Annotated in this window: 23 protein-coding genes and 1 rRNA gene; 4 read left to right on the top strand and 20 right to left on the bottom strand. The window is 65.7% G+C overall.

Annotation, left to right across the window (positions count from 1 at the left end; genetic code table 11):
• Positions 1-29: 29 nt before the first annotated feature.
• A complete protein-coding gene (locus K5L49_RS13245) occupies positions 30-1,406 on the top strand; it encodes an FAD-binding oxidoreductase (protein ID WP_223693417.1) in 1,377 nt (458 codons plus the stop codon).
• A 151-nt stretch (positions 1,407-1,557) separates the two neighbouring features.
• On the opposite strand, the gene K5L49_RS13240 is transcribed toward K5L49_RS13245, so the two are convergent.
• The 14 genes from K5L49_RS13240 to K5L49_RS13175 form a co-directional block, all read right to left on the bottom strand.
• Entirely contained in the window at positions 1,558-2,103 is a 546-nt protein-coding gene (locus K5L49_RS13240; protein ID WP_223695305.1) for an acyl-CoA thioesterase, read from the bottom strand.
• Between the two features lie 844 nt (positions 2,104-2,947).
• Positions 2,948-4,444 (bottom strand): alpha-amylase family glycosyl hydrolase, encoded by a 1,497-nt coding sequence (locus K5L49_RS13235; RefSeq protein ID WP_223693415.1) that lies wholly within the window; start codon positions 4,442-4,444, stop codon positions 2,948-2,950.
• Between the two features lie 88 nt (positions 4,445-4,532).
• Positions 4,533-5,018: a hypothetical protein gene (locus K5L49_RS13230; protein WP_223693413.1), complete on the bottom strand. Its 486-nt coding sequence runs from the start codon at positions 5,016-5,018 to the stop codon at positions 4,533-4,535.
• Positions 5,011-5,313 carry a LacI family DNA-binding transcriptional regulator gene (locus K5L49_RS13225; protein ID WP_223693411.1) on the bottom strand — a complete coding sequence of 101 codons (303 nt, stop codon included), beginning with the start codon at positions 5,311-5,313 and terminating at the stop codon, positions 5,011-5,013. The genes K5L49_RS13230 and K5L49_RS13225 overlap by 8 nt, the downstream gene beginning before the upstream one ends.
• A 675-nt stretch (positions 5,314-5,988) precedes the next feature.
• Positions 5,989-7,056: an ADP-ribosylglycohydrolase family protein gene (locus K5L49_RS13220; RefSeq protein ID WP_223693410.1), complete on the bottom strand. Its 1,068-nt coding sequence runs from the start codon at positions 7,054-7,056 to the stop codon at positions 5,989-5,991.
• Positions 7,049-8,014, bottom strand: coding sequence for an ADP-ribosylglycohydrolase family protein (locus K5L49_RS13215; RefSeq protein WP_223693408.1), 966 nt, complete (start codon positions 8,012-8,014; stop codon positions 7,049-7,051). The genes K5L49_RS13220 and K5L49_RS13215 overlap by 8 nt, the downstream gene beginning before the upstream one ends.
• Positions 8,015-8,046: 32 nt before the next feature.
• Positions 8,047-8,931, bottom strand: coding sequence for a ribokinase (locus K5L49_RS13210; RefSeq protein WP_223693406.1), 885 nt, complete (start codon positions 8,929-8,931; stop codon positions 8,047-8,049).
• A complete protein-coding gene (locus K5L49_RS13205) occupies positions 8,928-9,845 on the bottom strand; it encodes a carbohydrate ABC transporter permease (protein ID WP_223693405.1) in 918 nt (305 codons plus the stop codon). The genes K5L49_RS13210 and K5L49_RS13205 overlap by 4 nt, the downstream gene beginning before the upstream one ends.
• Positions 9,842-10,780 carry a carbohydrate ABC transporter permease gene (locus K5L49_RS13200; protein ID WP_223693403.1) on the bottom strand — a complete coding sequence of 313 codons (939 nt, stop codon included), beginning with the start codon at positions 10,778-10,780 and terminating at the stop codon, positions 9,842-9,844. The genes K5L49_RS13205 and K5L49_RS13200 overlap by 4 nt, the downstream gene beginning before the upstream one ends.
• A gap of 14 nt (positions 10,781-10,794) precedes the next feature.
• Positions 10,795-12,207: an ABC transporter substrate-binding protein gene (locus tag K5L49_RS13195; protein ID WP_223693401.1), complete on the bottom strand. Its 1,413-nt coding sequence runs from the start codon at positions 12,205-12,207 to the stop codon at positions 10,795-10,797.
• A gap of 26 nt (positions 12,208-12,233) precedes the next feature.
• Positions 12,234-13,601 carry an ADP-ribosylglycohydrolase family protein gene (locus K5L49_RS13190; protein WP_223693399.1) on the bottom strand — a complete coding sequence of 456 codons (1,368 nt, stop codon included), beginning with the start codon at positions 13,599-13,601 and terminating at the stop codon, positions 12,234-12,236.
• 31 nt (positions 13,602-13,632) lie between these two features.
• A complete protein-coding gene (locus K5L49_RS13185; RefSeq protein WP_223693398.1) occupies positions 13,633-14,658 on the bottom strand; it encodes a LacI family DNA-binding transcriptional regulator in 1,026 nt (341 codons plus the stop codon).
• Between the two features lie 562 nt (positions 14,659-15,220).
• The gene (gene menD, locus K5L49_RS13180) at positions 15,221-17,041 is read right to left on the bottom strand and encodes a 2-succinyl-5-enolpyruvyl-6-hydroxy-3-cyclohexene-1-carboxylic-acid synthase (RefSeq protein WP_263298863.1); all 1,821 of its coding nucleotides are present in this window, start codon (positions 17,039-17,041) and stop codon (positions 15,221-15,223) included.
• Complete coding sequence (locus tag K5L49_RS13175) at positions 17,034-17,387, bottom strand: PLD nuclease N-terminal domain-containing protein (protein WP_223693396.1); 354 nt, start codon at positions 17,385-17,387, stop codon at positions 17,034-17,036. Before K5L49_RS13175 ends, menD begins: the two co-directional genes overlap by 8 nt.
• A gap of 42 nt (positions 17,388-17,429) precedes the next feature.
• Between K5L49_RS13175 and K5L49_RS13170 the strand changes: the two genes are divergently transcribed.
• Positions 17,430-17,759, top strand: coding sequence for a DUF4229 domain-containing protein (locus tag K5L49_RS13170; protein ID WP_223693394.1), 330 nt, complete (start codon positions 17,430-17,432; stop codon positions 17,757-17,759).
• Positions 17,760-17,831: 72 nt separating this feature from the next.
• On the opposite strand, the gene K5L49_RS13165 is transcribed toward K5L49_RS13170, so the two are convergent.
• The 3 genes from K5L49_RS13165 to K5L49_RS13155 are packed head-to-tail and all read right to left on the bottom strand — an operon-like array spanning position 17,832 to position 20,923.
• Positions 17,832-18,803, bottom strand: coding sequence for a 1,4-dihydroxy-2-naphthoate polyprenyltransferase (locus K5L49_RS13165; protein ID WP_223693392.1), 972 nt, complete (start codon positions 18,801-18,803; stop codon positions 17,832-17,834).
• Between the two features lie 26 nt (positions 18,804-18,829).
• Entirely contained in the window at positions 18,830-20,002 is a 1,173-nt protein-coding gene (locus tag K5L49_RS13160; protein WP_223693390.1) for an AMP-binding protein, read from the bottom strand.
• A gap of 9 nt (positions 20,003-20,011) precedes the next feature.
• Complete coding sequence (locus tag K5L49_RS13155; RefSeq protein WP_223693389.1) at positions 20,012-20,923, bottom strand: 1,4-dihydroxy-2-naphthoyl-CoA synthase; 912 nt, start codon at positions 20,921-20,923, stop codon at positions 20,012-20,014.
• Between the two features lie 57 nt (positions 20,924-20,980).
• On the opposite strand from K5L49_RS13155, the gene K5L49_RS13150 reads away from it, so the two are divergent.
• Positions 20,981-21,973 carry an o-succinylbenzoate synthase gene (locus K5L49_RS13150; RefSeq protein WP_223693387.1) on the top strand — a complete coding sequence of 331 codons (993 nt, stop codon included), beginning with the start codon at positions 20,981-20,983 and terminating at the stop codon, positions 21,971-21,973.
• A gap of 4 nt (positions 21,974-21,977) precedes the next feature.
• Here the strand turns inward: K5L49_RS13150 and K5L49_RS13145 are convergent, their stop codons facing one another.
• Both K5L49_RS13145 and K5L49_RS13140 read right to left on the bottom strand, forming a co-directional pair.
• Positions 21,978-23,000 carry an HAD-IIA family hydrolase gene (locus K5L49_RS13145; protein WP_223693386.1) on the bottom strand — a complete coding sequence of 341 codons (1,023 nt, stop codon included), beginning with the start codon at positions 22,998-23,000 and terminating at the stop codon, positions 21,978-21,980.
• Positions 22,975-24,006, bottom strand: coding sequence for a hypothetical protein (locus K5L49_RS13140; RefSeq protein ID WP_223693384.1), 1,032 nt, complete (start codon positions 24,004-24,006; stop codon positions 22,975-22,977). Before K5L49_RS13140 ends, K5L49_RS13145 begins: the two co-directional genes overlap by 26 nt.
• Here K5L49_RS13140 and K5L49_RS13135 point away from each other — a divergent pair.
• Positions 23,971-24,471 (top strand): hypothetical protein, encoded by a 501-nt coding sequence (locus tag K5L49_RS13135; RefSeq protein ID WP_223693382.1) that lies wholly within the window; start codon positions 23,971-23,973, stop codon positions 24,469-24,471. The two genes, K5L49_RS13140 and K5L49_RS13135, sit on opposite strands and share 36 nt — an antisense overlap.
• Before the next feature lie 955 nt (positions 24,472-25,426).
• Here the strand turns inward: K5L49_RS13135 and rrf are convergent.
• Positions 25,427-25,543 (bottom strand): 5S ribosomal RNA (gene rrf, locus K5L49_RS13130).
• Between the last annotated feature and the right edge of the window lie 68 nt (positions 25,544-25,611).

Genomic DNA, 25,611 nt, shown 5'->3' with positions numbered 1-25,611 from the left:
ATGTCACCGGCTTCCTCTACGCTCGGCCCATGGGAACAGCACTGGCAACCGATACTGTCGCGCAGCTGCGCGAAACCGTCACCGGCACCGTCCACCTCCGCGGTGAGGAGGGCCTCGCCGCCGAGGTCGAATGCTTCAATCCGACGATCCTCCACGACCCCGACCTGGTCGTCGCCGCCCGGTCGGAGGGCGACATCGCGGCGGCCGTGCGCTTCGCGCGCGAGAACGACCTCCGCGTGCGCGTCCACGCCACCGGGCACGGCGCGGCCGGCATCGCGGTCACCGACGGCGTGCTCATCTCCACGCGCGCCCTCGACTCCGTCACGGTCGACCCGGAGGCCCGCCTGGCCATCATCGGGGCCGGCGCCCGGTGGGCCCCGGTGATCGCCGCGACCGCCGAACACGGGCTCGCCGCGGTCACGGGATCGTCCATCAGCGTCGGAGCCGTCGGCTACACGCTCGGCGGCGGTCTCGGCCCGCTCGCCCGCAGCCACGGGTTCACCGCCGACTGGGTGCGCGGGTTCCGTGTCGTCACCGCCGACGGCGAGGTCGTCACGGCCGATGCCACCACCAACGACGACCTCTTCTGGGCGCTGCGTGGCGGCAAGGGCGGCTTCGGTGTCGTCACCGAGATGACCATCGAGCTCATCCCGCTCGCCACGCTCTACGCGGGCAGCCTCTTCTTCGAGGGCGATGCGGTCGAGACGGCTTTCCACAGCTGGGCGGACTGGGCGGCCCAGCTGCCCGAGCAGGCCACCACCTCGGCCGTCTTCCTCCAGATCCCCGACGTCGACGGTCCGCCGCCGCCCCTGCGCGGCCGCTCGCTGCTCAGCGTGCGTTTCGCCTTCCCCGGCGATGCCACCGAGGGGGCTCGACTCCTGGCGCCCCTGCGCGAAGCGGCACCGGTGTATCTCGATTTCGTCGCCGAGATCCCCACCACCGCGGTGGGCACCATCCACAACGACCCCGAAGTGGGCGGTCCCGACTGGGTCCGCGGGCTGATGCTCGACTCGTTCGATCGGGATGCGGCCGCCGCTTTCCTCGCGCTCGTCGGGCCGGGCACCGACTCGCCGTTCGTGGCGGCGGAAATCCGCCAGCTCGGCGGAGTCACCTCCCGCGACACCGCCGACGGAACCGCCGTCGGCGGCCGTGACGGCGCGTTCACCGTCTCGCTGATCTCGGGCGACCCCGCCGTGTTCGACGAGCTCGCCCCGGTGCGGGAGGCGGCGATCCGCGAGGCGTTCGCCGACCGGCTCGCCGAGATCACCAACGTCAACTGGTCTGCCGGGCTCGTCGATCGCGCCGCCTTCGAGAAGACCTGGCCTCCGGCGATTCTCGACCGGCTCGCCGTCATCCGGGCCGAACGAGACCCGGAAGGCGTTTTTGCATTCGGTCCGCAGTCTTGACTCAGCAGGCTCAACTCAGCAGGCTCAACTCAGGAGGCTCAACTCAAGAGCCTCGACTCAGCAGGCTTTCCGCGACGCGCACTCGTGACGTCCGTCATGACGGACTCTCTCGGCCGAGCGTGGGATTCGTCTGACGTGATGCCGTATGGGGTCAGTCGCTCCACACGCTGGGCGCGTCGGCCTTCGTCGGGGGCAGGGCCGCATCCGCGCCCCATTGGGTCAGCCACTCGGGCACAGTGACCTCCGTCGGCGCGGGGCCGACCGCGTCGAGCAGTTCCTCGATGGTCACAATTCCGCCGGCACGTTTCAGGAAGCGGCCGCGGATGAACGCCTGCGTGTAGATCTCGCCGTCCACGGTGAACCGCTGCTCCACATACACGGCTTTCTCGTCGAACCCGAGGATGCGCGATTCGACGATGAAGGGCTGCCACAGTTCCAGTGACTTGCGAAATGTGATCGTCTCCGAGGCCACTACCGGATACCAGCCGCGCTTCTTGAAGATCGCCCACACGCCACTGCGAGTGAGGAGGTCGAACCGTCCGATGTCGGCGATCGAGAGGTACACTCCGTTGTTCATGTGCTTCAGGATGTCGAGGTCTGTGGGCAGCACCCGGAACTTGGTGAACGCCACATCGAAATGCCCGAGGCGCGGTCCGAACCGGGAGAGCAGGGCGTGAAGCATCGTCCGAAAGATCATGTGCACCCGGTCATGCTAGCCATCTGCCAACGCCCCCTCACTTCTGTTGTGGAGAGCCTCCAACCCGTCGCCCCGCGCCGCCGCTCCGTTTGTGCGTCACCGCGCTGTGAGGTCGCCCTGTAAATGTCGGACGGAAGAGGTTATCGGTCGGTCGGGAATCCTACGTGTGATTTCCGCAGGATGTCTTTCCGCGCGTCGGGGCGCCCGCATTCCATTTCGGTTCGATTCAACGTTTTCACCCTCCAGCGAGTCTTGGACGGCGACGGAACGGTGCTTCACGGCGTCGGGACATCCACCAGCGTCACCGACGCCGAATCAGTCAACAATGCGCTTAAGCGCATCGTGTCCGCTGGCGTCTTCAGCACTTCACCCATGCCTGACACGAATGCGTACGTGGTAGATCTGGGGCGTCCGTTTGGCATGGCACTTCCGGACATCGGAGAGCTCCTTGACCAACTGGACCTTGTAGAGCAGAACCGAATCCTGCGAAACGGACGTCTTCACTGATGCGGCCACGGATGCGCTTGGGAAAGACGGCCCCGCAGTCTGACTCCTGCACGCCGCATGCGTTCGGGCGCTGGCGGGTCGGCGCGTACCCGTCTGTGCTGTTGAGCCTGTAGCGCTGGCGAACTCAGTCGAGCCGTTCGGACTCTACAACTGTTGGTGACCGGAGTTTCGTGGCGCGAGTTTCCCCGCGGTCAGCGGTGACGATGCGACGGTCCACGCGGCACCCAGATCGGTGCTCTGAACCTGGCCTGCCGAGCCAAAATGTTGCCGGTATGGGGCGCTGTCAGTAGGGCAACGCGATGCGGCAACTCTCACCGGACCGCGTTGCCCCGTGGTGCTACTTCGTCTTCACCTCCAGCATGGTGAATCCATAACCGGGCAGCTCGACCGAATACGCGGAGCCGCTGATCTTCGCGCCCTTACCACCGTGATAAAGGTCCTTCGGCTGTTGTTTCAGGTCGATTCCTGTCCCGCTGAGGTCAACAGTTACGGTCTTCGGCCCAGCACTGAAGTTGTAAATCAGCAGCGCCGTCTGCTTACCGTTCTCGCTTGTGCGTCGCTCAGCGAACGCTGTGCCGTCCGGACCGGCAGGAACTCGGTTACGGCTAGCGGCGGGCAACAACGCCTTGTTGTTGTTGACGGTGCTCAGAACCCGATCCCAATTCGCACGCAGGGTGGGCGACCACCGGATGTACTGGTCGTACATCGGCGAGCCGTAAAGGATTCCGGAGCCGGCCAGCAGCGCCGCCTCCTGAACGCGCTGGACCTCGTCGTTTGGATAGGACGGATAGTCGTGATTGGCGAGGTTCTCGTCCTCATCGGCCGCGATCGTCCATGCGTGAGTGGTTGCTCCGACGGAACGGGCGTAGTCGGAGTTCTTCAACTCCGCTTCGAGCCCGTTGACGTCGATCTGACCGCTGACGAGACGGGTGTAGTCGTTCGTCCAATCGCCCTGATCTTTGTAGTTGAACCACGAGGTCAGCCCGAAGTCGTGCAGAGCCTGCGCATTCGGGGCACCAGATCCCTCGAACGTCACCCACTTGTCGGTCTTGGTGTACGTCTTCGGAAGGGTGACCGCGGCTTCCTGGAACCGCGGGTCAAGCCGGCCGACATCCCACATGAAGCCGTCGACCCCGGTGTCCAGCCAGAACTTCTCGATTCGCTTTACCTCCGCGACACTGGTGGGCTGGTCCCAGTTGAATCCGGGTCCGAACCACAGCTTCCAGTAGTACGCGCCCGCGGTCGGGCTCCATTCCCAGTTTGTCCACGTCGGGGGTGCCATCTGCAGCGACGGAAGCGGGTCGTTGGGGTTGGTCGTCCACGTGAACGAGCTGACCTCGCGTGAAGTCCGGTCGCCTGCGGCGTACTCCTGTTCGGCCTTCTTGAAGTAGGGAGAGTTCGCGTCCATGTAGATATTCACGAAGTAGGTGACAACCTTCATCCCCTTCCGATGGGCTTGGGCGACGAGGGTCTTCCAATCCTGAATGGTTCCGTTCTGTGGCGACACCGAATAGAAGTCGACCGGGTCGCAGCCGGCACAGAGGGTCTTATCTCCGTTGTACGGGCTGAAGAACCCCAGGACGCGGATCCCGCTCGCTTTCAGATGGTCGAGATCCTTCGTAATGTCCTTGTATTTATTGCCGAAGTAGCTGTTGTAGAACCACATGAACCCGTTAAGGTTCTGGAAGTCGGTGCTGCCCCGCTTCGGCTTGTTGGCTTGAACGATGGAATGGGATTCGGCAGACGCCGGGGCAATCGCTGCAACAGCTCCTGTTGCGATGAGCGCCGCAGTGACCCCAGCGGCTATTGCTGTGCGTAACTTCAAACGTCGCATGTCATTCTCACTTCTTTGTTCGAATCGGACAGTTTCATTTGGTCTTTCGGCCCCGGGGAGTGAAAGCAGCACTCCCCGGGGCCGAAATCTAGGAAGCCACGTGGACTGCAGTTACGAGCTGTTCGGCGAGGTCACGGAGACGCACGCCGTCCGTGGATGGAACGCCGTACCCGCGCAGCCTCTCGACCTTGATCCGCCATGTTTCGGGAATCGCAGAGGTGCCGTGGGCACCACCGACGAGCGCACCCACCATCGAAGGCATGGTGTCGGCCTGCTTCGGGACCAGGTTCGCGATGCCGAACGCTCGGATAGGCACAGCCGCACCCAGCGTTGCCTGCTCGGCGTCGTCGGTGGCGGAGAAGGTCTCACCATCGAGCGGCGCGGACAGGGTGAATGGGAGCGGGAACGTGTTGATCTGGTTTTCGTCCATTTCCGCTGCCTGGCTCCACAGGAGCCCGCGGCGGAAGGAGGCGGATGTTCGCGTCAGCCGGTGGTACCTCGAGGGGAAGCCGGACGCGTCTCCTGCCGCTAGTCCAAGGAGCGCCCCGTGTGCGCGGGTAAGAAGTTCAGACACTGCTCAGCACCTTTCGCTCGTCGACTGAGTGGGCGATCTGATCTGCGAGCTCCCAGAGGTCGACTCCGGTCATCGCCGGGATTGAGCTTCCGCTGAGCGGTCCAAGACGGTCTTTCCGTGCGTCAGGGATGCTGTCGGCTCCGTTTAGTGCGCCGGCCAGCGCTTCGACGAACTCAAACACGCGCTGTCTGGTGGCTTCCGCAACAGGACAGGCTCCGGAGAGCGCAGCACACGCGGTCGCTGGGCTGACACTTGCGCGCTGTGCGTCCTCCCTGAATTCGACTTCCAGAGACATGACTTCCTCGTCCTATACGGTGCCGAATCGTTTTATATAAAACGATTTTGGAGGTTAGCCGCAAAAGTATGCACGGCTGGTCGTTAGCTGTCAAGCTGTATTCATTTCGACTCAACGAACTGCAGGAACGTGCGCCGGCACAGGCGAACTATCGCCTGAGCGCTCTCTTCGGCTCGGTCGCCCCGGCGTTCGTCACTAACGCGAGAAGCGTCGCTCGCATGGCCGCAATTGTGGGCACCCAAACTGAGCGAAACACTTGCGTCGGTCGAACTCGCGGTCATCTCATCGATCAGTACACCAGCGGCCTCGTACCCTCGGAGGGTTGTGCCAAAGAGCTTGCTGTCCTGGTCCGGGTCGCCCCGGGGCGATGACCAATCTGCTCGACCTTGACGGAACGCGACTTGGGGCGCTTCAAAGCTTCTTGGCCAAGAAACACTTTCGACAATCGAGTGCAACGCGAGCATTTCCCGCCACGTCGGCACTGCGGGCAACTGCGCACTACGCCGCGACGGGCCGGCAGGACGATCTTCACGTCGGGAACGCTGATGGGGACCGCGCAATGCACGGTCCCCATGACGCGATGGCGATGACTCCACCACTGGAACCGACTACTTCCGTTTCATCGATCCCAACCCGGTATTGGCGTGCAGCTAGGGCACGCCACATAGGAGCATTTCACGACGCGACTCGCGCCATCTTCACAAGGTCGTCGACGATTTCCTGCAGCTGCTGACCCGCCGTTGAGGGGACGCAATAGCCGCGAAGCGTGCTCACCCGGTCGCGCCATGTCGCCGGAATGACCGACAGCCCGTGCGCTGCTCCAGTAATGGCACCCACCATCGCCGGCATCGTATCCGCCTGCTTGGGAATCAGGTTCGCGACACCAATTGCTTCGACAAACGAAGTAGATTCACGAGCGATGATCAGCGCTAGCGGGAGCGTCTCCGCAGCCATATTGCCGAAGTTGTACTCGAGGTTAGCCACGTCGTCGTTCCAGGCGGGCACAGCCGCAACGAGTGAGCCTGCTTCTTCGAAAATGGCTTCCGCGAGCTTGTACTTTCGACCAAGCCACGAATCGGCGTCAATTTCTGCTTCGGCGCCAACAATCGCGTCGCGGACGGTACTTCCACCTACTGTCGACGCGATGACGCTTGCAAAAGCAGCGGCCGCGTCAATTCCGACGCCGGCGTTGGTGATAGACGCTAGCCGTCGCGCGACCCGAGCGGCTTCTGCAGGTTGCCCCGCATATGCAACACCGACAGGCAGGCATCGTGCCACAGCAGAGTCATCGAAGAAGTGGGGGTTGTCAGTGCCTGTCGCCGGAGGAACGAGTCCCTCTTCGCTGTTCAGAATCGCCGACCGGTCGGCCACTGATCCCCAGTATTCGTCTGCCTGTGGGAGAACGATCTGTTGCCAAGCAGCGAAAAGCTCCCAGACTTCAGGCGCGTCATCCGACGCGACCGCACGATTCTGATGTGCACGCAGGAGGATGGCGCTTCCTAGGGCAGCCTGCTCGGCGTCGTCTGTCGCGGAGAAAGTCTGCTCGGCAAGAGGTGCGGAGTGGGTGTTCGGCAGCGGCAGCTTATTGATGTGCTGATCGTCCATTTCAGCTGATTGCATCCACATCAAGCTGCGCCGAAATGATGCGCGGGTCATTTGGTGGTAACGCGACGGGAGACCGGAGGCATCCCCAGCGGCGAGACCGAGGAAGGCGCCGTTTGCGCGGGAAAGAAGGTCAGACATTGGTGAGGGCCTTTCGTGCGTCGAGAGAGTCGGCGATGCTGTCCGCGAGGTTCCAGAGGTCGACCCCTGCCATCGCGGCGATGCAGCTGCCACGCAGCGGGCCGAGGCGCTTCGTCCACATCTCCGGGATCGCATCGACTCCGTTGAGCGCACCCGACATCGCGCCAGCCATCGCGGCGATAGTGTCTGCGTCCCGGCCGATGTTGACGCCTCCGAGTACAGACTCCACATAGTCGCCTTCGGCGATTGCGAAGACTCCGAAGGCGAGCGCCGTTGCCTCAGGGGCCACGTCCGCCCAGGGGTAGTGGAAGATCGCGATTCGGCGTTCCAGTTCATCCAACCGCTGCTCCGACGATCCGGGACCGGCTGCAACGGCAAGTGCCTTCTCGATCATGCGCCGAGACCATGAGTCCTCGGGAGTGGCGTTGAGTCCCGTTTCGACAACAACTTTCCAGTCGTTGGTGGTGATCGCTGCCGCCGTCGCAGCAGCGACAGCCTGACCGCACCAGATGCCGTCGAGGGCGTGACTGACTTGCGCGTCGATGCCGGCAAGCCGGGCCGCTTCGATCGGGTCACCAGCGGCGAATGCGCCGATCGGTGCTACTCGCATCGCCGAGCCGTCGCTCCACAGCTCATGATTGTCAGAACCGGTCGCCGGCGGACGCAGTCCCCTGGCGAGGTTGTGGATCGCGTCCATTTCGGAGAACCCACCGCCGTCGAAGGGCGTCGCCTGGTCGACAAGCGCAAGAGTCCACTCGTTAGCGACGTCGTCGGTTGTTACTGCCGGGCCGTATTTCAGCAAGATCTGCGCCGTCAGGGCCGCGTACTCCGTGTCGTCCGTTCCGGCCGGGTCCTCCGACACGAAGTCGGTCACGCGACCGTACTTTTCTCGGATTCCGGCGCGACTCATGCCTTCCGTCGGGGCGCCGAGTGCGTCACCGATCGCTTGTCCAAGCACCGCTCCACGGATTCGATTCCGTGTTTCCTCGTTCACTGGTTCTCTTCTCTTTTCGGGCCGAGCGCGTCGTCGACGGCTCGCCTGGTTGGGATGGACGGGACAGCTCCCGGCTCCTCTACGGACAGCGACGCTGCGATGCTGGCCCACTGCGCTGCTGCTTCGTATTCGACGCCCCGCGCGACCTCAGCGGCGAAGGCGCCAACAAACGTGTCGCCCGCACCGGTCGTATCGAGGGGGATCGTCTTTCTGGCTGGTATGTGAATTGCTCTGCCACCGCGGACCTGGAGGGTGGATCCTTTGGAACCGAGTGTCGTGAGCACACACGGGACCGGCAACTTATCTACCTGTAGCTGCTGTGCCTCATGCTCGTTGACGATGAGAACGTCGACGGCGGCGAGAATCGCGGCGGGAACGTGGCGCACAGGAGTCGGGTTCAAGACCACCTTCGTCCCCGATTTCCAGGCGGCTGTCACCGCGTCTTCCACAACAGTGTCGGGCACTTCCAGCTGACAAATGAGGACGTCAGACTCGGACACGAGTTCGCGCTCTTCGTCGGTGAGGTGTCGAAGCAGTCTGTTCGCGCCGGGGACGATGACAATGTTGTTCTCGCCTGTCGCGTCTGTGGTGACGAACGCGGTTCCGGTCGCTCCGCCCTCACGTCGGAGTAGATTTTTGTCCATCCCCTCTGTCGCGATTGTGTCCACTAGGAGCTGTCCGTACGCGTCGTCACCCACCGCTGCGATTAGCTGGGCTTGCGCGCCAGCGCGGCGGGCGGCAATTGCTTGATTCAGCCCCTTGCCGCCAGCAAAGACCGCGAATGATTCTGCTGTGACCGTTTCGCCTGGAGCTGGGATTCGATCGACGCGGGTGACAAGGTCGACGTTGGCGCTCCCGACAACGGTGACTCGGGCACTCATCCTTTGACTCCGGAGGAAGCAAGTCCGCTGATGAAGTTCCGCTGCATGAGCAGGAACAGCACGATCACGGGGATGATCATGATCAGTCCGGCAGCGTCTGTGACGCCGTAGAGCCGGGTGAAGCCTTGCTGGAAAGCGAGGAACGCGGTGGAGATCGGAAGGTTGTCGGGTGAGGAGATGAAGATCGTCGCGAAGAACAGCTCACCATAGACGGCAAGTCCAACGACGAGGCCGGCGGTGAGGAATCCTGGCCGAGCTAGCGGAAGCATGACCTTCGTCGCGACCTGCCATTCGTTCGCGCCGTCGAGCCGCGCAGCCTCGTCGAGCTCTTTCGGGATTCCGACAAAGAACGTCTCCAGCAGTAGCGTCGCAAACGGGGTGTTCAACGCTGTGTAAATGAGAACTAGGCCGAAAAGGTTGTCGTAGAGGCCGAGGTTTGTCCAGAGGAAGAACAACGGCACGAGGAACATCTGCGCCGGCAGCGAGATGACGATGAGCAGGTAGAGGGAGATCCCTCGCTTGAACGGAACGCGGAGCCGGGCGAGCGCATACGCAGCCATACCCGCGCAGATCCACACCCCAATAATCGTGCCGACGACCAGGATGACACTGTTTCCGAGACCCTGACCGAGGTTTCCCTGCGTCCACGCGGTGGAGAAGTTCGAGAGATCCCATGTTGACGGCAGACCGATCGGGTTGGTGGCCAGTTCCGTGTCCGACTTGAACGCGTTCAAGAAGAGGACCAGAACCGGCAGAATTGCGAACAGCGCAAGCAGGACAAGCACGATGACTGAGATCGGTGCGCGCTTCAAGCCTCCGGGGCGTGAGTCGAGCGAGTTTTGGGAACGCCGGCGCCGCCGCTTGGAGTCTTGGGCAAGCACGTTGGTTGTGTTGGTGGATTGTGTCGCGGTCATGATTCGTCCTCCTTGCGACGCAGCAGTCCGATGATGACGACGATGATCCCGCCGAGGGCGGACATGGTGAGTCCCATGAAGGCGGCGTAGCCGGCTTCATTGGCGCCGAATGCGGTGCGGTTGACGAGGAGGGAGACCAGGTCGCTGGAGCCGGCCGGCCCACCGCCGGTGAGCGCGTAGGAGTAGTCGAATGCGAGCAACGACCAGAGCGAGATGATCGTCAACGCGAAGGCGAGCGTCGGTCGGATGCCCGGGAGCGTGACATGCCAGAACTCCTGCCAGGCGTTCGCACCGTCGATGCGGGCGGCCTCGTACCGCGCACTGTCGATGTTCGTTGTCGCGGCGAGGAACAGTACGACGAGGAAGCCCCAGAAGTGCCAGTTGTCCACGAACATGACGCTGCCGAGCGACAGTTTTGGGTCGCCGAAGAAGTACACGTTGTCCAGCCAGTGGATGCCGATCTTGTTCAGCGCTGCCGCGAGACCGGCCTGCGGGTCGAGGATGTTCTTCCAGATCGCCGCGTTGACGACACTCGCAATCAGATACGGGATGAAGAACAGGACGCGGAAGAGTACCGCCCCTCGTCGAACCCTGGACAGCGCGAACGCACCGTACAGGCCCATCGCGATCGGCACGGTCAGGAAGAAGACCATGTAGATGAAGTTGTGACTGAGGGCGTTCCAGAACGACTGGTCCTGAGCGAGCCGGATCGCATTGTCGAATCCGTTGAACTTGGCTGGGCCGAGACCTGACCAATCGGTGAACGCGTAGTACAGGTTCGAGATCGACGGACCACCGATCACCACAAGGTTCAGCATCAACGCGGGCGCCATGAACAACAGCCCGATCCACGCGTTGCGCCGTTTCGAGCGGCGGCGCCCGCGGGCGGAGCTAGACGCTCCGCCCGCGGTTTGAACCGCACCAGGTCCGGTCATGAGAGTGGAGCTCATTATCCCGCGGTCTTCCCTGTCGAATAGATTGTCGGGATGGTGCCCTTTGCCGCATCACCCTTGTACGCAGCCTGCAGCCCGTTCAGGTAGTCCGTCGTTGACAGGCTGCCACTGAGGACCTTGTCCGTGTTGTCGATGATGTACTGGTCGGCCTGTCCACCCCACGATGTCCAGGTGGTGTACCCCACAGCACCTTCCTCGCTTGCCTTCGAGAGCTCCGTGTACTGGCGAGCGATCTTCGGGTCGACATTGGAAGGAATGTCCGCCGGGTTGATGTTCACTGGCATGGCGTCAGCACCGATCGAGGCGACCTGGTCCCACATGGTTTTGGTGTCCTTGAGGTTCCAGTCCAGGTACGTTTCCGCTGCGTGCGCGTTCTTCGTGTTCTTGTTGACCGAGAGCACGTTACCCAGCGACAGCGGGTAGGTGATCGGTACCCCATCGGCCAGTGACGGTAGCGGAGCCCAATCGAACTCACTGTTCGTCTTCTTGAAGTAGTCGGGGAGGGTCAAGAACTCCCACGATCCGGAGATGTACATTCCGGCCTGGCCACTGGCGAACTGGGTGTACTTCTGCGGATCGGTCGTCGAGAAGTACTTGTTCACCCCGCCGCCGAACCAGCCCTTGTCGAAGTATTCCTTCAACCGGTTGATCGAATCAGCGAACGCCGGGTCCGTCCACTTGATCGAGCCGGTGAGCGCATCGTGGACCTTCGAGGCGCCAGCCACGTCGTTGAAGAACGCGCTGACCAGCCACTCCGTACCGGCCGGGTAGTCGGAGTTACCCGCAGCGAACGGAGTGATGCCCTTGGCTTCCATCTTCGCCGCGAGGTCTTCAACCTCTTTCTGGTTCGTCGGAGGGGTCCAGCCGTTCTTCTCGAACAGAGACTTGTTGTAGAACAGCAGCAACGTCTCATATCCCTGCGGCAACGTCACCATCTTGCCGTCGACCTTGCTGACCTCCTGAGCCCACGGGAGGAGCGTGTCGCTCCACTTGTTCTCATCGGCGAACGTGGTCAGATCGGTGAGATAGCCGGCCTTGGCGTAGGTGATCTGGTTCGAGATACCGGATGCGGTGACGAGATCCGGTCCCTTGCCAGCTGCCAGGGCGACCTGAACCTGCTGGTTGATGGTGTTGACGTTCTTCTGAATCGCCTGCAGGTCGACCTTCGGGTACTTCTTCTGGAACGGAGTGATGTTGTACTGAAGGAATTGGGCAGTTCCCTTCGCGTCGGGGGTGTACGGCGCGAACCAGTAGCTCAACGTGCCGGTCGGCTCACCGGACGTGCTGCCCGCTGTGCCGCCGCTCGTGCAGGCTGCGAGCGCAGTGGCAACCGCTACCGCGATTGCCCCCGCTTTGAAGAGCCGGCGCCGCGGGGCGCGGCTCCGGGCGGTACGGAATGTGTGAGGCATCTTCGTCTCTTTCTCTTGATTCGGGTTTACTTCAGGCCGGTGAGTGCGAGCCGTGCTGTCCGCTCGGCCAGGTCGGAGATCACGGAGTTGTCAAAGCCGAAGAGAGCGGACCTGGTCCGGTTCTCGAGCGGGGCGATGAGGTGCTCGGGAAGGTTCTGAGTGCCGGTAAGGACGCCGAGCACCGAGCCAACCGTGGCGCCGTTGGAGTCGGTGTCCCATCCGCTCATCACGATGCGTCCGACCCCGGTCACGAAGTCGTCGTCGGACCAGAGGAGGGCGGCCGCGACAGCGGCTGCGTTGTTGATGGTGTGCACCCACGAGTAGTGGCCGTAGGCTGCCTGCAGCTCCGCGAGGGCGGTATCCCAGCTGACGCCGCTTTCCTTCAGTCGGAGGACGTGGCGCAGGGCTTCGGCGAGCCGCGACTGCGGCGGAACGACTGCGAGTGACTGTTCGACGGCATCCTGTGCGGAGGACGCGGTGAACGCCGCGGCAACGAGGGCTGCGGCCCACATCTCGCCGTAGACGCCGTTGCCGACGTGCGACAGCGCCGCGTCCCGGTAGGACAGCTTCGCCGCCTCCCACGGGCGCCCTGCGTAGACATACCCGAAGACGTCCCCGCGGATCTGCGCGCCGATCCACTCCCGATACGGGTTGCGGCGGCGGGCGACCTCGGGAACGGCGAACCCCTCGACGAGGTTGACGTATGCGGCGCGTTCGGCGGTGAACACCTGCTCGATCGGGAAGAGCCGCGTCCAGGCCGCCCCGACGTCCTCGGTGCGCAGCGCCAACCCGTGGGTCTCCAGGAGGTGGAGCGCCAGGATGGGGTAGTCGATGTCGTCGTCGCGCGCCGATCCTTTGACGTTGCCACGCGTGGTCTCTGGCCAGCATTCGGTCAGCTGGAACCCGGCGGGCATCGGGTCGAGCACGGGCACATAGTCGCGGAGCGGGTACGCGTCGGCGAGCTCGAGGTACTCGCGAATGTGCTGGGCGGTCCAGTGGCTGCCCCACTCGACGGGCTTCCCGACGTTGCATCCGGCGATTCGGCCGAGCCACGCGGCGTTGATCTTGTCACGCAGCGTCGCTTCGGCGATCGTTCGCTCGGGCTGCTGGGCGCCCAGGGTTGCTTCGATCCCCTCAAGCGAGTCCGGTTCGACGTACTCCCATCCGGGGAGCCGCTCGGCAGACTCCATCCGGTCGACGATGTCGAGGATCGCGGCGGTGTCGTCGCGGTCTGTGCGGTTCGCCTCCTCCACGAACGCATCGACGTCGTAGCCGGTCTCTCGGCGCTGAACGACTTCGTCGTGCAGGAGGTCGATGGGCGAGAGCGCGTTGAAGAACACGGACTGGAAGTCGGGTGTGAGCTCGACGCGAGGCCGGATACCGGTATTTGTCACGATGTATTGCTTCTTTCTGTGGAAGGGAAGGTCAGGCCGTACCGCGCACGACGAGATGAGTCGCTAGGGCGGTGTGCTCGAACGGAGTGTCGGGGAGCTCGATCCGACGCATGAGGGCGTCCGCGCAGGCGTACCCGACGAGTGTGGCCGGGTTGATGATCGTCGTGAGCCGCGGACTAACGTGCTTCGCGGTGGGGATGTCGTCGAAGCCGATGACGGCGAGATCAGCGGGCACCGTCAGACGGTTGTCGCGCGCCGCTTCGAGGACGCCGATGGCGATGAGATCGTTTGCGCACATGATCGCGGCTGGACGATCTGGACGCGAGAGGAGCCTGTCGGCGGCGTCGTACCCGGTCTCGAGGGTGTAACCGTCGGCGTTCTCGATCCAGGCCGAGTTGACGTGCAGACCCGCCTCCGCCATCGCGTCTCGGAATCGTTGAAGCCGGCCTGCACCGGGTACTGAACCCGCCGGCCCGCTGATGAAGCCAATTTCAGAGATGCCCTGGCTGTGAAGATGCTCGACTGCTTCCCTGATTCCGGGAGCGTCGTCGGTGCCGACCTCATCGGCTCGCAGTCTGCGCACCTCATGACCGGAGGACTCAACCCATTCGCCAGTGAGCAGAACTAGCGGCGTTGTCGGACCGACTACGTTTCGGATCCGCTCCGGCGACAACGCCATCGTGCTCATGATCACGCCGTCGACGCTGCGCGACCGCATCTCCTCCAGCACGCGCACCTCGGTGTCCGGGTCGCCGTCCGTGTTGCCAATGAATGATACGTATCCGTGGCTGCCGATTCGATCGTGAATGGCGCGCGCCACGGCTGGGTAGTACGGGTTGGCGATATCGGCGACGAGGAGAGCGATCGTGCGGGTCTCTTGCCTGCGGAGACCGCGGGCGACAAGGTTGGGGCGATAGTTCAATTCTTCGGCGGCCGCAAAGACTCTCTGCCGAGTTTTCTCGGACACAGGGCGGGTGCCCGAGAGGGCGTTCGACGCAGTTGCCGGGCTTACGCCAGACAAAAGCGCGACATCTTTTAGAACCACTTCTAGCGACATGACTCCGCTGTCTCCTCAATTCGAATCGTTTTATATAAAACGATTTTGCGCTCAAGCCGAATTAGTATGAGTACTCGTCGCCGCCCTGTCAACCCCGCGAATGCGCCAAACCGCGGGCGGCGCGCGGCGACGATGCACGCCCCTCGTCGGCCCGGTCTTCGAAGGCGTTTGCGCGGTCGTAGATGGCGCGCAGACGTTCGCGCAGATCTGGCCGCGCAGCAACAACCTGGCGGATTCAACGACGGTTCCGCTCCGCCTGGCGACCCTATTCGACGCGACGAACGGAACTCACGATGCCTCGGCGTCGGCGCGGCGAGCGATCCGACGCGCGCGCACCTGGGGCAATCCCCGGCCGTGGGCAACGCGCGTGGCGTGGCGCCCCCACCTGCACCCTTCTGAGCCGCGCTGGAATTGGGCGACCCCGGGCACCTCGATCAGCCTGCTCCGCAGTTCCACGCCCACGTTCGACGTATCGAATTGCGAGGTCAACTCACAGTCGCCGCGTCACCGCGTCACCGCGTCGTCGCGCCGACCGCATCACCGCGTCACCGCACCGACCGCATCACCGCGTCAGTGGAACCTCTACGATGCTGACGCCGGCCGGCGGCACCGACAGGGCCTGGTCGAGTTCGCCTTTCGTGCGCACCACACGGTGCCCCCAGCCGTAGGCTGCGGCGAGCGCCGCCAGGTCGACGCTCTGCGGGGTGTAGAGCACCCGGTCGAACGCCGTCGCGGGAGCGGTGGCCGCCACCTCGAGCGCGTCGAAGATGGTTCCGCCACCGTCGTTGCCCACCACCACCTGCACGTGCGGCCGTCTTTCGCCGGCGCCGAAGAACAGTGCGCCCGCGTCGTGGAGCAGAGCCAGGTCGCCGAGGAGCACCCGGGTCACGCCGATCGGTGTTCCGGCGTCGGTCGCGGCGGCCTCGCTGGCCAGAGCGATCCCGATCGACGTCGCGACCGTACCGTCGATGCCGGCCAGACCGCGGTTGGCATGAACCCTGATCTTCTTGCCGGGAACGATCCTGTCCGCATCCCGGATCAGCCGCGAGGCGCCGAGCACGAACCGGTCGTGCGGCCAGGTGTACCGCCAGAGCGCCTCCGCCAGAAGCGGCCGGGTGATCGGCGCCCGCACGGCGGCGAGCTCCGCTTTCGCGAACGCCAGCGCATCGGCGGGTGAGAACGACCGCGACTTGTCCACATCCGGGGCCGTCGCGCCGGCGTCGGCAGCGGCCTCCGCAGCCTCGCGCAGCCGGCGGCTCGCGAACACCCAGCTTCCGACCCATCCCCGCACCTCCGGCGAGCGCAGGTCGACGGATACGGGCGGAACGACCGCCCCGACCACGCGGGCACGACGACCCGGGTTGTACGCTTCCGCACCCCGTGGCGCCACGACGATCGTCTCGACCCCGTCTCGCGTCAGCAACGCCGGAACCTCCCGGCTGAGCGTCGGGTGCCCGAACACCACCACGCGCTCGACGCGGCCACCGAAGGTCTCATCGGCGAGCAGTTCCCGGTAGGCCACGACGAGGTTCGGTCCGAAGCGTGCGCTGCTGGAGACTTCCGCGAGCAGCGGGTATCCGCCCTCGCGCGCGAGGAGCTCCGCCTGCTCGCCGGCGTCGGCACCCGCCACCACGACGGTGCGCGGTCCGGGTTCGAGTTCGAGGGTCGGGCGGTCGAGCGCGACGGGGCCGGCGATGATCGGCGCATCCGACGTGCGCTCGACCTCCAGAGCCGGTACCGCGACCGACAGCGGTTCCCGAAATCCCATGTTGAGGTGCACGGGCCCAGGGTCGGCCGTGTCTGCCCCGACCGCGGCACGCACGGCTGCGACCGCGAGCGCGGCAGCGGCGTCCGACTCGCCGGCTTCCCCGCTGGGGGCCGCGATGTCTCGCGACAGGCGCGGAACCGTGCCATACATATCGGTCTGGCGGGTGGTCTGGTTCGAGCGGATGCCGCGCAGTTCGGCGGGTCGGTCGGAGGTGACGACGATCATCGGCACGCCCGACTCGTGGGCCTCCAGCACCGCCGGGTACAGGTTCGCGGTGGCGGTGCCGCTCGTCGTTACCACCACGGCCGGCCGGCCGCTCTCCCGAGCGAGGCCCAGCGCCAGGAAGCCGGCGACCCGCTCATCGATCCGCACGTGCAGTCGCACCGCGCCCGAACGTTCCAGCTCGGCGGCGACGAGCGCCAGCGCCTGTGAGCGGGAACCGGGGCTCACCACCACATCCCGAACCCCTGCTCCCGCCATCGAACCGAGCAGGGCGATCGCCGAGTCCGTGGCCGGGTTGCCCGTGGCGGCCTGGCGCAGATCGAAGCCGACGTCGGTCAGGGCTGCGCCGTTCTCGTCGTTCCCGCCGGCGGCCTCGTGGGGGCGCTCAGGCATCCCTGCGGCCGGTTTGGTCGTCTGGTCCGTTGTCGTCGAGGTCCGAGAGCTCCTTCTCGAGCTGACGGATGCGCTCCTCCTGGTCGCGGTCGCGGCCGAGTCGCTTCAGGAACTCCGGGTCGTCATCCGGGGCCACCGTTCGCCGGGCGCCGTTGTCTCGCCGCCGACCGCGGCCGATGAAGAACCAGAGCAGGCCGCCGATGACCGGGAACAGCACGATCACGATGATCCAGAGGGGCTTCGGAAGCCCACGCACCCTCGACCGATCGAAGAAGGCGCAGTCTGCCACCGAATAGATGTAGAACACCGCGGCAGCGACGCCGAGGACTATCCAGAGGCGAACCATGGGTCAATCGTAACTCTCAGAGAGTGTCTCTAAGCTGGGAGGGTGAAAGGCATTCCCTCCTGGGTCACCTATACGGTGCTGCGGCTCCTCCTGTTCGCGATCCCTCTCGCGATCCTCCTTGTGCTGCGCATCGATTGGTGGATCGCTGTCATCGCGGCCGCGCTCATCGGTCTGTGCCTCTCATACATCATTCTGCGCAAGCCGCGGGATGCGGTCGCCCGTGATCTGTATGCGGTGCGCCACCGTGAGACCCCCGCCACCACGGCGGACGACGACGACGAAGATGCGGCCGTCGACGCCGCCGATCATCCTGCGCACCCTCGGGCGGGTCTCGACGAGACGCCCGCCGATCCGAAGCACCCGGCCGCCTAGCGGCCTGTCCACCTGCGGCGTCAGGCCACGGGTTCACGCGGCGTGTTTCGACCCTTTCGTCGGGTCGGGAGCTCAAAACGCGTAGGCGCAGCCGAGGGCGACCGCAACGAGCAGTCCGGTCAGGCTTGTCAGCTGCAGTGCGGTCACGAGCTCACGCGGTGTCTTGCCGAACAGGGTGATCACGCACGCCGGCAGTGCGGCGAGCAATGCGAACATCCCGAGCCAGGCGATCGGGTAGAGCAGCGCGAGCACAGCGAGGATGCCGAACGGCACGAGCAGAAGCACGCAGAACACGATGCGCGAGGCGACGTTGCCGAGCAGCACGGCCAGCGTGCGTTTGCCGGCGGCCTTGTCGGGTTCGATGTCACGGATGTTGTTCACCATCAGCACAGCGCAGGCGATGAGGCCCGCGATGACCGCGCCGAACCAGGCCTCCTGGTTGACCACACCTGCGAGCAGGTATGTCGTGCCGGCGGTCGCCACCAGGCCGAAGAACACGAAGACGAACACCTCGCCGAGCCCGAAGTAGCCGTAGGGGCGTTTGCCTCCGGTGTAGAACCAGGCCGCGACGATCGCCGCGGCACCCACGATCAGCAACCACCAGAGCTGGGTGAGCAGCACCAGGATGATGCCGGCCACCGCGCCGAGCGCGAAGAAGACGAGCGCGACGGTCAGGACCCGTTTCGGTGCGGCGCGACCGGAACCGGTGAGCCGGCTCGGCCCGACACGGAATTGGTCCGTGCCCCGGATGCCGTCGGAGTAGTCGTTCGCGTAGTTCACGCCGATTTGCAGGAAGACGGCGACCGCCAGGCAGAGGAGGGACCGCACGGGATGCCAGACACCGGCGCCGTCGGCGACTTTCGCCGCGCCGACACCGATGATCACCGGTGCGATGGCGAGCGGCAGGGTGCGCAGCCGCGCACCAGCGATCCAGTCGGAGGCTGTGGCCGGTTTCACTTTCACCTTGGCGACTCCGGGCCGTCCGCTGCGCCCGCGCTGCTGCGCCGGCGTCATCCGCTGCATTCGTGGCTTGTTCTGACTCATCACAGTGCGAATTGTAACGACACCGGCTATGCCGTGCGTTCCGCCACCAGCCTCGTCAGCTGAACCCGGTCGGGCTTGCCGCTGCTCAGATGCGGCAGCGCGTCGAACTCGACGATCCGTGCGGGCGCGGCCGCACGGCCCAGCCGACCGGCCACGATTCCGCGGAGGTCGGCGAGCGCTGTCGTCGGGTGCCCGGCCACCGCCACCACCGGAACCTGCCCCCATTCCGCGTCGGTCGCCGCGATCACGATCGCCTGCTCGAACCCGGCCAGCGTGCGCACCGTTCGTTCGACGGCGTCGAGCAGCACCTTCTCGCCTCCGGAGATGATCACGTTGTCGGCGCGGCCCGTCACCGTGACCCGGCCCTCCGCCGTCACCCGGCCGAGGTCTCCGGTTCGGTACCAGCGTTGTCCGTCGGCCTCATGGAACGCCGCCGCCGTGCGGTCCGGGTCGTCGAGGTAGCCGTCTGCCAGCACCGGTCCGGCGATCTCGAGCAGGCCGTCGACCTCACGCACGAGCGTCGAACCGATCGGCGTTCCGTCGTACACGCATCCCCCCGCGGTTTCGCTGGAGCCGTAGGTGGACAGGATGCGCGACCCGGCGGCAAGCGCCCGCTCGCGCAAACCGTCGTCGAGCGCCTGCCCGCCGACGAGGATCCCGTCGAATCGGCGCAGGGCGGCCGCCACATCGGCCGAGCCACTCTCGACCGCGTCGATCAGCCGGGACAGTTGCACCGGAACGAGCGAGACGAACCGCAGATCGTGCACCATCTCGGAGGCCGCCCGGGCGAACCGAAGGGGGTCGAAATGTCCCGGACCGTACATCAGGGGAACGGTTTCGGCCGCGATCGATCGCACCAACACCTGCGCACCCGCCACGTAGTGCGCCGGCAGTGTGAGCATCCATTGCCCCTGGCCGCCCATCGCGCCGGCCGAGGCGGCCGCACTGGCGAGGAGCGCGTCGGCCGAGAGCGCCACGCGTTTCGGTGACCCGGTCGACCCGGATGTCTCGATCACCAGGGCGACGTTCTGTGCCACCGTGGTTTCGGGCGCGGGCCACCCCGCGCCTCCGCGCTTTCCGGGCTCTGTCGCCGGCTCGCGCGGGATCACCGCCGCTCCGCCGTCGGCCAGGGCTTCACGCAGCGCGGCGAACACCTCATCGGGACGGTTCGAGTCGACTACGCGCACGCGTCGCGTCATGCCCACCCCTCAGTATTGCCAGGGGAACGCCGACCAGTCCGGCTCCCGTTTCTCGAGGAACGAGTCGCGGCCTTCGACCGCCTCGTCGGTTCCGTACGCCAAGCGTGTCGCCTCGCCCGCGAAGACCTGTTGCCCGACCAGCCCGTCGTCGACGGCGTTGAAGGCGAACTTGAGCATGCGAATGGCGGTCGGCGACTTGGTGAGGATCTCGTTCGCCCACTCGAGCGCGGTCCTCTCCAGCTCGGCGTGCGGGACCACGGCGTTGACGGCGCCCATCTCGTAGGCTCGCGTCGCCGAATACTCCCGAGCGAGGAAGAACACCTCGCGCGCGAACTTCTGCCCGATCTGCCGGGCGAAGTATGCGCTGCCGTATCCGGCGTCGAACGACCCGACATCGGCATCCGTCTGTTTGAAGCGTCCATGCTCTTCACTGGCGATGGTGAGATCGCAGACCACGTGCAGGGAGTGTCCGCCGCCGGCCGCCCACCCCGGCACCACGGCGATGACGACCTTCGGCATGAACCGGATGAGTCGCTGCACCTCCAGAATGTGGAGTCTGCCGCCGCGCGCCGCGTTGATGCCGGTGGCGGTCTCGCCGTCGGAGTACTTGTAGCCATCGCGGCCCCGGATGCGCTGGTCGCCCCCCGAGCAGAACGCCCAGCCGCCGTCTTTCGGGCTCGGCCCATTGCCGGTCAGCAGCACGACGCCGATTCGCGGATTCGTGCGAGCGTCTTCGAGCGCCGCATACAGCTCGTCTACCGTGTGCGGGCGGAAGGCGTTGCGCACCTCCGGCCGGTCGAAGGCGACACGCGCGACGCGACCGGCGGTGTCGTGGTGGTACGTAATGTCGCTGAGCTCATCGAAACCGGGGACCTCGCGCCACGCGCTCGCATCGAAGATGTCTGAAACCGCCTTTGCCATGCCACCAGCCTACGGTTCGACCGGGCTCCGTGAACCGGCGCGTGACAGACTTGTGGAATGTTGCCCGACCTGGCTGAGCTGTTGAGAACTGCACGAGTCGTCGCACTGCCGATGACGACCCGTTTCCGCGGCATCACCGTGCGCGAGGCGGTGCTTTTCGAGGGGCCGCAGGGGTGGACCGAGTTCTCGCCCTTCGTCGAATACGATGACGACGAGTCGGCCGCGTGGCTGCACGCCGCGATCGATTTCGGCTGGCGCGAAGCCCCCGAGCCGCTCCGCGACCGCATCCCGGTCAACGCCACCGTCCCGGCCGTCGCGGCCGCCGACGTCGCCGCCATCCTCGACCGGTATCCGGGTGTCCGCACCGCCAAAGTGAAAGTGGCCGAGCCTGGTCAGACCCTCGCCGACGATCTCGCTCGCGTGAGCGCTGTGCGCGACCATCTCGGACCGGAGGGCCGCATCCGCGTTGACGCGAACACCTTCTGGAACGTCGATGAAGCTGAGCACGCCATCCACGCGCTCGCGCCATTCGACCTCGAGTACGTCGAACAGCCCTGCGCGACGGTGGAGGAGCTCGCCGAGATCCGTCGACGCACCGCGTACATGGGCGTGCCCATCGCCGCGGACGAGAGCGTGCGCAAAGCCGCCGACCCGCTCGCCGTCGCTCAGGCGGGCGCGGCCGATCTGCTCATCGTGAAAGCCCAGCCGCTGGGCGGCATCCATTCGGCCCTCCGCATCGTCGCGGCCGCCGGCCTGCCGGTGGTCGTGTCGAGCGCGATCGACACATCCGTCGGCATCGCGATGGGGGCACATCTGGCCGCGGCCGTTCCGAACCTGGAGTTCGACTGCGGGCTGGGGACTGTCGCGATGTTCGTGCACGATGTGGCCGACGAGCCTCTGCTTCCGGTCGACGGATTCATCCCCGTTCGTCGGCCCACCGTCTCGGCCGAACGGCTGAACGCCCTCGCCGCCGATGCCGACCGTCGCCAGTGGTGGCTCGACCGCCTTCGCCGCTGCTATCGCGTCGTCGAGCGGGCGACCGCGCTCTGACCCCTCAGCTGTACAGTCGCTCCGGAACCTCGAGCCCGTAGATCGCGCGCCCCGACGTCCAGATCACCGCGCAGGCGGCCCGGAGCAGATTGAGCTCCGAGTTCCCCTCCGCCACGATCAGAACATCGTTTCCGTCGATCCGCACCGTGGCCTCGCCGACCGTCGCGGTGAGGCCGTCTTTGGTGAACATCGTCTTCGGGTACGGCTGGGAGAGCCCCCGCAGATCGTCCAGGATGTAGGTCGGCCGTGATCCCGCATCCGCCGCGATCAGCTGTTTGGCTCCATCGATCCCGGTCAGCACGAGCGCCGAGTCGATCTCCGCGCGATTCGCACCGAGGATGTCGGTGTCCAGCCGGTCGCCGATGAAAAGCGCCTTCGACGCACCGAACCTCGCCACCGCTTCATCGAAGATCGCGACTTCGGGCTTCCCGGCCACCAATGGCAACCGTCCGATCGCGGTGTGCACCGCCGAGACCAGCGTTCCGTTGCCGGGTGCGATCCCGCGCGCGACCGGAATCGTCCAGTCCGTGTTGGTCGCCACCCACGGTCGTTCCTCTTCGCTGCGGCCTTGCAGCGCGAACGCGGCCTCCGCCAGTTCCGTCCAGCCCACCTCCGGGGCGAACCCTTGGATGACCGCAGCCGGGTCGTCGTCGGCCGAGCGGGTCACGGTGAACCCGCCCTTCTCCACCTCATCCACCAGCCCGTCGCCACCGACCACGAGGATCGTGGACCCGGCCGAGACGTGCGCCGCCAGCAGGCGGACCGCGGCCTGCGGCGAGGTCACGACATCAGACGGCTGCACCCGCAATCCGAGCTCACTCAAGTGCGAGGCGACGGAGGCGTCCGTGCGGGAAGCATTGTTGGTGATGTAACCGACACGCACCCGATCCGCGGCAGCATTGAGACTCTCCACCGCGAACGGGATGGCCTGGGCCCCCTTGTAGACGACCCCGTCGAGGTCGGCGAGCACGACATCCACTCCGTCCAGCGGCGTCACGGTCTTAGCGCTCCGTCGGAACAGTGCCATCGGTGCTGTCCTCCCCGTTCTCGGTTCCGTCGTCGAACACCACCGACGTGGTCGAATCCCCGGCGGTCACGGCCGGCCCCGCGCCGGAGTCGTCGCCGTCGCTCGCGTCTTCGTCGCTCTCATCGACGTCGTCTTCATCCTCCGGCTCCGGCTCCGGCTCCGATTCGACAGTGTCGTGATCCGCCACCTCGGCGTCCGGTTCGGCCTCGTTCTCGGCCTCGTTCTCGGCCTCGTTCTCGTCGTCGGGCTCGGCCAGCGTCACGCTGTCTTCCCCTTCGACGTCGAAGAGTTCGAACTCTTCCTCGACGACGTCGACCGTCTCGTGCTCGTCGTCGCCGGCCGATACGCCGAGCGCCTCTTCCGCCCGTTCGGCGCGTTCCCGCCACGACTCGGACTGCTCGTGACGACCGAGTTCTTCGAGCACATACGCGTAGGCGTGGAACAGGTCGGCACTCCAGCTGAACGCACGATTCGGGTCGAGCTGCGGGATCTCCAGCTCGGCCAGCGCCGCCTCGTTCTGTCCGAGGTCGAGACGCGCACCCGACATCGCGATGGCGAGCGAGACCTGCACGTCGTTCGGCAGCGTGGTCCGGTCGACCGACCGACCCAGCTCGAGCGCACGATCGGCCCGACCCACGCCGCGTTCACTGTCGACCATCAACGGCAGCTGATCGTTGGAGCCGGAAATCCGCCGGTAGGTGCGCAGCTCTCGGAGCGCGAGCGCGAAGTCGCCGGTGGCGTAGGCCGTGATCGCCAGAGTCTCACGCACGATGCCGATGCGTCCAGCCCGTCGCGCTGCCGACATCGCGTGCTGGTGCGCGAGCTCGGGATCATCTTCGATCAGGCGCGCCGCCATCACCAGGTGGCAGGCCACCCAGTCGGCGTTCTCTTTGCTCAGCGTCTTCAATTCGACGCGCGCGGCCTTGTCCAGGTCGCGCGGCTCGACATCCGCCGGCAGCTCCGGGTCGTCGTGCCTGGTCCGAACGGATCGCAGCTCTCGCGCCATCCGCTCTTCCTCGGTGAGTTCACGCTCGCGGTCGCGCGCGTCCCGGTCACCGCGCGCCGGAGTTCCGTCGCGGGTCCACAGCTTCTCGTCGCGGCCGCCCCGGTTCCCGCCCGAGCGCTGACCGTCCCGCCCGTGACCACCGGATGCGCCGCGCGCGCCATCGCGCTCGTACCCGCCGCGCTGTCCCCCGCGTGCGCCATCGCGCGAACCCTGGCCGTCACGATTGCCCGCTGCACCGCGGTACCCGCCCGACTGCTGTCCGTCACGGGCGCCCGAGGTTCCCCGGTATCCACCGGACTCGCCGCCGCGCGAACCCTGGCCGTCACGAGCGCCCGCACCCCCGCGGTACCCGCCCGACTGGCCGTCACGACCACCGGCGCCGCCACGACTTCCTCCGGAGGCGCCACGGTACCCGCTGCCGGTCTGGCCGTCACGCGAGCCGGCGCCACCCCGATACCCGTCTGACTGGCCGTCGCGGCCGCCGGAGTTGCCGCGGTATCCGCCCGACTGCCCGTCACGGCCGCCGGAGTTGCCGCGGTATCCGCCTGACTGGCTGTCGCGAGCGCCGTCACGACCGCCGGAGTTGCCGCGGTATCCGCCCGACTGGCTGTCGCGAGCGCCATCACGGCCGCCAGAGTTGCCCCGGTATCCGCCCGACTGGCTGTCGCGAGCGCCATCACGGCCGCCAAAGTTGCCCCGGTATCCACCCGACTGGCCATCACGGGGGGCGCCATCACGACGTCCGCTGCTCTGATCGCCGCGGTCGTATCCGCCGCCCTGCCCTTCACGGAACGGAGCACCGCCGCGGCCTCCCTGACCACCACGAGCAGTCGCATCGCCACGATACCCGCCGGACTGTCCTGAGCGCGGAGCACCACCCTGACCGTCCCGCGTCCGGCCGCCGTGAGACTGCCCGTCGCGGCGTTCGCCGTCGCGGGACCGGCCGCCGCTCGGCTGCCCGCCGCCCGATTGGCCCCCGCGGCCGTAGCCGCCGGTTGAGTCGCCGCGCGAGCCGCCGGAAGAGTCGCCGCGCGAGCCCCCATCGCGCCGGTACCCGCCGCCCTGACCTTCGCGGAACTGTCCGCCGCCGGCACCACCACGCGAAGAGCCGGAATGACGGTCGCTGCTCCGGTCGTGTCCAGTGCGGCCGGGCTGTGAACGGTCACGACTTCCGTCGCCCCGTGAGCCCGCACCGCCCGAGCCCTCGCCCCGACCCGTGCTCCGGTTGTCGTTCCGGTCATCTGCTGGTGTCTCGCTCACGACGTCTCCTGTCTGCTGACGGTACGAAGTGCACAGCTTCGACGATGCTTCTGCAGTCCGCGCTCTGTTGAATAGTTTTGGTGGCTAGCCCGTTCGGCTAGTGAATGCGTGTTAAACGCGAAATGGCCACCCATTGCTGGGTGGCCATTTCACAAAAGAAGTCCGGCGGTGTCCTACTCTCCCACAGGGTCCCCCCTGCAGTACCATCGGCGCAGAGAGTCTTAGCTTCCGGGTTCGGAATGTAACCGGGCGTTTCCCTCTCGCTATGGCCGCCGAAACACTATTGATGTATCAAAGTGAACGAACAATCATTGCTGATTGATTCGGTTCTCGACCGTACATCGA

Source organism: Leifsonia poae, assembly GCF_020009625.1.
In the GTDB taxonomy this organism is placed as follows: Bacteria; Actinomycetota; Actinomycetes; order Actinomycetales; family Microbacteriaceae; genus Leifsonia; species Leifsonia poae_A.
Note: the sequence above shows the minus strand (reverse complement) of the source record. Positions and strands in the feature narration are given on the sequence as shown.

What these genes read in the sequence shown, in the direction of transcription:
- K5L49_RS13245 (WP_223693417.1), top strand. Translation starts at nt 30, where the DNA reads ATGGGAACAGCACTGGCAACCGATACTGTCGCGCAGCTGCGCGAAACC.
- K5L49_RS13240 (WP_223695305.1), bottom strand. Translation starts at nt 2,103, where the DNA reads ATGATCTTTCGGACGATGCTTCACGCCCTGCTCTCCCGGTTCGGACCG.
- K5L49_RS13235 (WP_223693415.1), bottom strand. Translation starts at nt 4,444, where the DNA reads ATGCGACGTTTGAAGTTACGCACAGCAATAGCCGCTGGGGTCACTGCG.
- K5L49_RS13225 (WP_223693411.1), bottom strand. Translation starts at nt 5,313, where the DNA reads ATGTCTCTGGAAGTCGAATTCAGGGAGGACGCACAGCGCGCAAGTGTC.
- K5L49_RS13220 (WP_223693410.1), bottom strand. Translation starts at nt 7,056, where the DNA reads ATGTCTGACCTTCTTTCCCGCGCAAACGGCGCCTTCCTCGGTCTCGCC.
- K5L49_RS13210 (WP_223693406.1), bottom strand. Translation starts at nt 8,931, where the DNA reads ATGAGTGCCCGAGTCACCGTTGTCGGGAGCGCCAACGTCGACCTTGTC.
- K5L49_RS13205 (WP_223693405.1), bottom strand. Translation starts at nt 9,845, where the DNA reads ATGACCGCGACACAATCCACCAACACAACCAACGTGCTTGCCCAAGAC.
- K5L49_RS13200 (WP_223693403.1), bottom strand. Translation starts at nt 10,780, where the DNA reads ATGACCGGACCTGGTGCGGTTCAAACCGCGGGCGGAGCGTCTAGCTCC.
- K5L49_RS13195 (WP_223693401.1), bottom strand. Translation starts at nt 12,207, where the DNA reads ATGCCTCACACATTCCGTACCGCCCGGAGCCGCGCCCCGCGGCGCCGG.
- K5L49_RS13185 (WP_223693398.1), bottom strand. Translation starts at nt 14,658, where the DNA reads ATGTCGCTAGAAGTGGTTCTAAAAGATGTCGCGCTTTTGTCTGGCGTA.
- menD (WP_263298863.1), bottom strand. Translation starts at nt 17,041, where the DNA reads ATGCCTGAGCGCCCCCACGAGGCCGCCGGCGGGAACGACGAGAACGGC.
- K5L49_RS13175 (WP_223693396.1), bottom strand. Translation starts at nt 17,387, where the DNA reads ATGGTTCGCCTCTGGATAGTCCTCGGCGTCGCTGCCGCGGTGTTCTAC.
- K5L49_RS13165 (WP_223693392.1), bottom strand. Translation starts at nt 18,803, where the DNA reads ATGAGTCAGAACAAGCCACGAATGCAGCGGATGACGCCGGCGCAGCAG.
- K5L49_RS13160 (WP_223693390.1), bottom strand. Translation starts at nt 20,002, where the DNA reads ATGACGCGACGCGTGCGCGTAGTCGACTCGAACCGTCCCGATGAGGTG.
- K5L49_RS13155 (WP_223693389.1), bottom strand. Translation starts at nt 20,923, where the DNA reads ATGGCAAAGGCGGTTTCAGACATCTTCGATGCGAGCGCGTGGCGCGAG.
- K5L49_RS13150 (WP_223693387.1), top strand. Translation starts at nt 20,981, where the DNA reads ATGTTGCCCGACCTGGCTGAGCTGTTGAGAACTGCACGAGTCGTCGCA.
- K5L49_RS13145 (WP_223693386.1), bottom strand. Translation starts at nt 23,000, where the DNA reads ATGGCACTGTTCCGACGGAGCGCTAAGACCGTGACGCCGCTGGACGGA.
- K5L49_RS13140 (WP_223693384.1), bottom strand. Translation starts at nt 24,006, where the DNA reads ATGGCGCGAGAGCTGCGATCCGTTCGGACCAGGCACGACGACCCGGAG.